At 61.5% G+C, this 5,971-nt stretch carries 3 protein-coding genes; 2 read left to right on the top strand and 1 reads right to left on the bottom strand.

Going from position 1 to position 5,971, the window contains the following annotated elements; genetic code table 11:
• The coding region (gene lon / locus KDH09_06105) for an endopeptidase La (protein ID MCB0219251.1) at positions 1-2,113 on the bottom strand (2,113 nt) is incomplete at its 3' end.
• Between the two features lie 573 nt (positions 2,114-2,686).
• Here lon and pilB point away from each other — a divergent pair.
• Both pilB and KDH09_06095 read left to right on the top strand, forming a co-directional pair.
• Positions 2,687-4,399 (top strand): type IV-A pilus assembly ATPase PilB, encoded by a 1,713-nt coding sequence (pilB, locus tag KDH09_06100; GenBank protein MCB0219250.1) that lies wholly within the window; start codon positions 2,687-2,689, stop codon positions 4,397-4,399.
• A 99-nt stretch (positions 4,400-4,498) separates the two neighbouring features.
• Positions 4,499-5,632, top strand: a complete 1,134-nt coding sequence (locus KDH09_06095) for a type IV pilus twitching motility protein PilT (protein MCB0219249.1) — start codon at positions 4,499-4,501, stop codon at positions 5,630-5,632.
• Positions 5,633-5,971: the final 339 nt, after the last annotated feature.

Below are 5,971 nucleotides of genomic sequence, written 5' to 3'. Positions count from 1 at the left end.
TGGTCACGCCCGCCGAGGGGCCGTCCTTCTTGATCGCGCCGGCCGGGATGTGGATGTGGATGTCGTTCTTGGAGAACGTGTCATCGCCGATCCCGAGCTTGTCGGCATTGGCGCGGATGTAGGAGAGAGCGGTCACCGCCGATTCCTTCATCACGTCGCCGAGCTGACCGGTCAGCTTGAGCTCGCCCTTGCCGGGCATCATGGTCGCCTCGATGAAGAGGATGTCGCCGCCCACCGGCGTCCAGGCAAGGCCGGTTGCAATGCCGCTGGTGTAGATGCGCTCTGCAGCATCGAGGTCCACCTTCTTGGGACCCAGGTAGCCGTCGATCATCTCTGGCGTGATAACAGTCTTCTCGATTCCCTCGGTCTTCGAGAGATCACCGTCGCACTCGGTGGCCACCTTGCGGGCCACGCCGCGGCAGACCGAGCCGATCTCGCGCTCGAAGTTACGCAGGCCTGCCTCACGGGTGTAGTGATGCACGATTTCCTGCAGGGACTCCTGCGTGAACTCGCAGAGCTCGGGCGTGAGCGCGTTCTCCTTGAGCTGGCGCGGCACCAGGTAGGTGCTGGCGATGTGCAGCTTCTCTTCCTCGGTGTAGCCAGAGAGCTCAATCACCTCCATGCGGTCGAGCAGCGCGTGCGGAATGGAGTCGAGCTGGTTGGCCGTGGCGATGAACATGACCTTCGAGAGATCGAAGGGCACGTCCAGGTAGTGATCGGAGAACGTGTCGTTCTGCGCCGGGTCGAGAACTTCGAGCAGGGCCGAAGAGGGATCGCCGCGGTAGTCGGCACCGAGCTTGTCGATCTCGTCGAGCATGAAGACCGGGTTGTTGGAGCCGGACTTCTTGAGGCTCTGGATGATCTTGCCCGGCAGCGCGCCCACATAGGTGCGGCGGTGACCGCGGATCTCGGCCTCGTCACGCACGCCGCCCAGCGAAATGCGCTGGAAGTTGCGGCCAAGCGAGCGGGCGATGCTCTTGCCCAGCGAGGTCTTTCCAACGCCCGGAGGTCCGACAAAGCACAGGATCGGACCCTTCAGTGAGGGGTTGAGCTTGCGCACGGCCAGGTATTCCAGGACGCGCTTCTTGATCTTGTCGAGGCCGTAGTGATCCTCGTCGAGAATCACCTCGGCACCCTTGAGGTCGATGTTGTCTTCGGTCGACTCCTCCCAGGGCAGGTCGAGGAACCAGTCCAGGTAGGTGCGGCTTACCGTGTACTCGCCGGAGGCCGGCGGCATGCGCTGCAGGCGCTTGAACTCCGCCATGGCGGCGTCGCGCGCTTCCTGCGGCATGGCTTTCTTTTCGAGCTGGTCACGCAGCTCTTCGAGCTCGTCACCCTTGTCGTCGATGTCGCCGAGCTCGCGGCGGATCGCCTTCATCTGCTCGCGCAGATAGTACTCGCGCTGGTTCTTGTCCATCTCGCTTTTGACGTTGGACTGGATCTTCTGCGAGAGGCCGAGCACCTGCACCTCGTTCTGCAGTAGTTCGTGAATCGTCTGCAGGCGCGCGGGCAGGTCGACGATCTCCAGGATTTCCTGGCGCTTGGCGACGTCAATGTTGATGTTGCCGGCGATCAGGTAGCACAGGTAGTTGGCGTCGTCGACGTTTTCGATGATCTGGGCCGCCTCGTCGGGAATGTTGGGCGACATGTCGATGGCCTGGGATGCCAGTCCCTTGATCGCGCGCACCAGGGCTTCGACCTCCGCCGGCGCGCCCACACTGTCGGGCAGGGCTTCGATCCGCGCCTTGTGGTACGGGTCGAGCTGCAGGCCGTCGAGAATTTTGAAGCGCACGATGCCCTGGACGACCAGGTTTTCGGTGTCTTCATTGACCTTGAACGTCTTGATGATGCGCGCGGCGGTGCCGTAGCTGTAGACGTCGGTCCAGAGCGGATCGTCGGTGGTCGGGCTGCGCTGGGCAACCAGTCCGATGATGCGATCGCCCTTGAGTGCGTCCTCGACGAGCTGGACCGACTTGGGACGTCCCACGCTCAGCGGAATGATGGCGCCCGGATAGAGCACCGCATTGCGCAGTGGAAGAATCGGCAGCTCGGAGGGAATGTCCGAGGTGTCGGCCTTGGGGTTGCCGCCTCGCATGTTGTCAAACCATTTCATGAAGTGACCTCTCGGGGGTGCGGGAAGGAGGGCCTTGCCGCTGCATTGGAGCGTCCGCCGGGGAACGCCCCCTCACCTCTCGCAAAGAGGGGTGAGTTTCAACCTAACCACGTTCCCGGTCTGGTCAACCGGGCCTGGCGGCGCTCTCACACCCCTGAGATGTTGCTTCTCTCAAAGGCGATTCTTTGCGCGCCGGCACCTCACCGTGCTTCCAGCATATTCTATTTCGATCCGTCTTGGGCAGTTGTGACCCCCATTACATTGAATTCGTGCAGGGATGCTGATTGCGCCATGCGTCATTGACGAAAAAAACACGGACCCGGCTGCAGGGTAGATTTTGACTGGCGGGCACGAGGTCGCCTACCATCTGCGCTGCAGGTACTTACACTTGCCAGGGACCGGAAACCGTGCGTGTTTTCGGGGTTTTGTGGGCCAGCCACGTCAGGTGGGGGCGGCCAGACAACAACCTACCCTTGGGGCGTATGACGGGCAGAGCCCGCGCTGAAGGCGTATGTACGAAACCTGCGTGTAACCCGGCAATAAATCCGGGCCCATGTTTGGAGAAAGAGTCATATGAGCGGTCGTCTTGGAGAGCTTCTTGTTCGCGAAAAACTCATCAGCCCGGTGCAGCTGCAGCAGGCGCTTGAAGAACAGAAAAAGAGCGGTGAGCGCCTCGGCACGACACTGACACGACTGGGACTCGTCGAAGAGAGTGAGCTGACCAGCTTCCTCTCGAAGCAGTTCGGCGTGCCCTCGATCAACCTCAGCGAGTTCGAGATCGATGAGGAAGTCATCCGGCTGATCCCGCACGATCAGGCGCAAAAATACAAGCTGATTCCCGTCAACCGCGCCGGTGCCACGCTCATCGTGGCCATGGCCGATCCCTCGAACATCATGGCCATCGACGACATCAAGTTCGTCACCGGTTACAACATCGAAGTGGTTGTGGCCACCGAGCAGGCCATTGAAGAGGCGACCGAGCGCTACTACTCCGCACTCCAGGCCGAAGACGAGTTCGATACCGATGACCTGCTCGACGGCATGGATGATCTTGAGGGTGTTGAATTCGGCGATGAGGACGAGGACGTCGACATGGACGCCCTGGCCGCGGCATCCGAGGACGCGCCGGTCATCAAGCTCTGCAACTATATCCTGATGGAGGCAATCAAGCGCGGCGCCTCCGACATTCACATCGAACCCTACGAGAAGTCCTACCGCGTGCGTTACCGCACCGACGGTGACCTCGAAGAAATCATGCGGCCGCCGCTCAAGCTCAAGAACGCGATCACCTCGCGCTTGAAGATCATGAGTTCGCTCGATATTGCCGAGCGCCGCCTTCCCCAGGACGGCCGCATCAAGCTCAAGATGGGCCGCAACAAGTCGATGGACTATCGCGTGTCGGTTTGCCCCACGCTCTTTGGCGAAAAAATCGTGCTCCGGCTCCTGGACCAGTCGAACCTGCAGCTCGATATGACGAAGCTCGGATTCGACGACTACCAGTTGGCGCAGTGGAAAGACGGCATCGAGCGTCCCAATGGTATGTGCCTGGTGACCGGTCCCACGGGTTCGGGCAAGACGACGACTCTCTACTCCGCGCTTGCCGAGCTCAACTCCGAGGACGTGAATATCTCGACGGCCGAAGATCCCGTCGAATTCAACTTCGCCGGCATCAACCAGGTGCAGATGAAGGACGACATCGGCCTGAACTTCGCCGCGGCCCTCCGCAGCTTCCTTCGACAGGATCCCGACATCATCCTGGTGGGCGAGATTCGCGACTTCGAGACGGCGGAAATCGGGATCAAGGCCGCCCTCACGGGCCACCTGGTTCTCTCCACGCTGCATACCAACGACGCGCCGGCCACCGTCTCGCGCCTTCTGAACATGGGCGTCGAGCCTTTCCTGGTGGCGTCTTCGGTGAACGTGATCCTGGCCCAGCGCCTTGCCAAGCGCCTTTGCCCCGAGTGCAAGGAACCCGAAGAGGCGAACTGGAAGGCGCTCATCGATGCGGGCATGCCCGAGGACTGGAAAGACACCTTCAGCCCCTATCGGGGCAAGGGCTGCAAGGTCTGCAATGACAGCGGCATGAAGGGGCGCGTGGCGGTTTACAACGTGATGCTGATGCACGACGAGCTCAAGGAACTGATCCTCAATGGTGCCTCGACGCTGGAGATCAAGCGTGAGGCGATGGAACTGGGAATGCGCACGCTGCGCCAGTCGGGCCTGCTGCATATCAAGAATGGCATGACCACGCTGGAGGAAGTCGTCCGTATTTCGGTTCCCGATTGATCGAGATGACTCTTCGCGCCGATGGCCCGCTGGCATCGGCTCTGCGGGCTGACCAGGCCGGACCCAACGCACGGCCGACACGACAAGGAAGCGACTGCAATGGCTGTTAATCTTCACCAGCTACTCAAGGCGATGATCGAAAAGGGGGCCAGCGACCTCCACATTACGACGGGTTCGCCCCCGCAGCTCCGAATCGACGGTGATCTCACCCCGCTCAAGGTGCCGCCCATGGGCGCCAACGACACCAAGCAGCTTTGCTATTCGATTCTCACCGACTCGCAGAAGCACCAGTTCGAAGAGCAGAACGAACTCGACCTTTCGTTCGGTGTGAAGGGGCTCTCTCGTTTCCGTGGCAACGTGTTCATGCAGCGCGGCGCCGTAGCGGCTGCCTTCCGCGTGATTCCGTTCAAGATTCTGAGCTTTCAGGAGCTGGGCCTGCCGCAGGTGGTGGCCTCCATCGCCGACAAGCCCCGCGGCCTCGTTCTGGTGACCGGCCCCACGGGGTCGGGCAAGTCCACGACGCTCGCAACGATCATCGACAAGATTAACTCCGAGCGTCATGAGCACATCATGACGATCGAGGACCCGATCGAGTTCCTCCATCCCCACAAGAAATGCGTGGTGAACCAGCGTGAAGTTCACGCCGATACCAAGAGTTTCAAGACGGCGCTCAAATACATTCTGCGCCAGGATCCGGACGTCGTGCTGGTGGGCGAAATGCGCGACCTCGAGACGATCGAGGCGGCGCTCACCATCGCTGAAACGGGCCATATGGCGTTCGGAACCCTCCATACGAATGGATGTGTCCAGACGATCAACCGCGTTCTCGACGTGTTTCCGCCCTATCAGCAGCCCCAGGTGCGCGCCCAGCTCTCCTTCGTGCTCGAAGGTGTGCTCTCACAAACCCTGCTGCCCAAGGCATCGGGCACGGGCCGCGTGATGGCGCTGGAAATCATGGTCCCCACCCCCGCCATCCGAAATCTGATCCGTGAGGACAAGATCCACCAGATGTATTCGCAGATGCAGGTGGGCCAGACCAAATACGGAATGCAGACCATGAACCAGTCGCTGATTGCGCTCGCGCAGAAGCGACTGATCTCGGCGGAGAGCGCATTCCTGCGCAGCTCCGACCCCGAGGAGCTGGCCACCATGTTCCAGCGCGCCGGTCTGCCGCTACCCCACGCGGCCTCGGCAACGGCGACCGGCGCCATGGCGGCGCAGAAATCCCACTGATTTCCCTCAGCAAGAGCAAGGGTAGTGCCGGCCCGCCCGCCTCTGGCGGCGCGGGCCGCTCTCGTTTGGGGGGCTCCAGAAGGTTTCTGCCCCCTCCGGCGCCGCGGAGTTGGCGCAAGTGCCCAATATTTGTTAGACTTTCGGGGTTTCGTTTCTGTTCCGCGGCGAGATGGACAGCGGCCCCGATTGGTGGCCGCTCGCATCCGACAGGCGTGGCGCGTCAGCCGGTGGGGCTCGCGGCGATCAAGGAGATCGGGTCATGGCGAAGAAGTATACGTGGGAAGGCCGCACGGCCTCTGGCAAGGTAGTCAAAGGCGTTACCGAGGGCCCCAACGAGGG

It is taken from the genome of Chrysiogenia bacterium (assembly GCA_020434085.1).
Taxonomy (GTDB): Bacteria; JAGRBM01; JAGRBM01; order JAGRBM01; family JAGRBM01; genus JAGRBM01.
The sequence above is the reverse complement of the archived record's forward strand: the minus strand, read 5'-3'. Positions and strand labels throughout refer to the sequence as shown.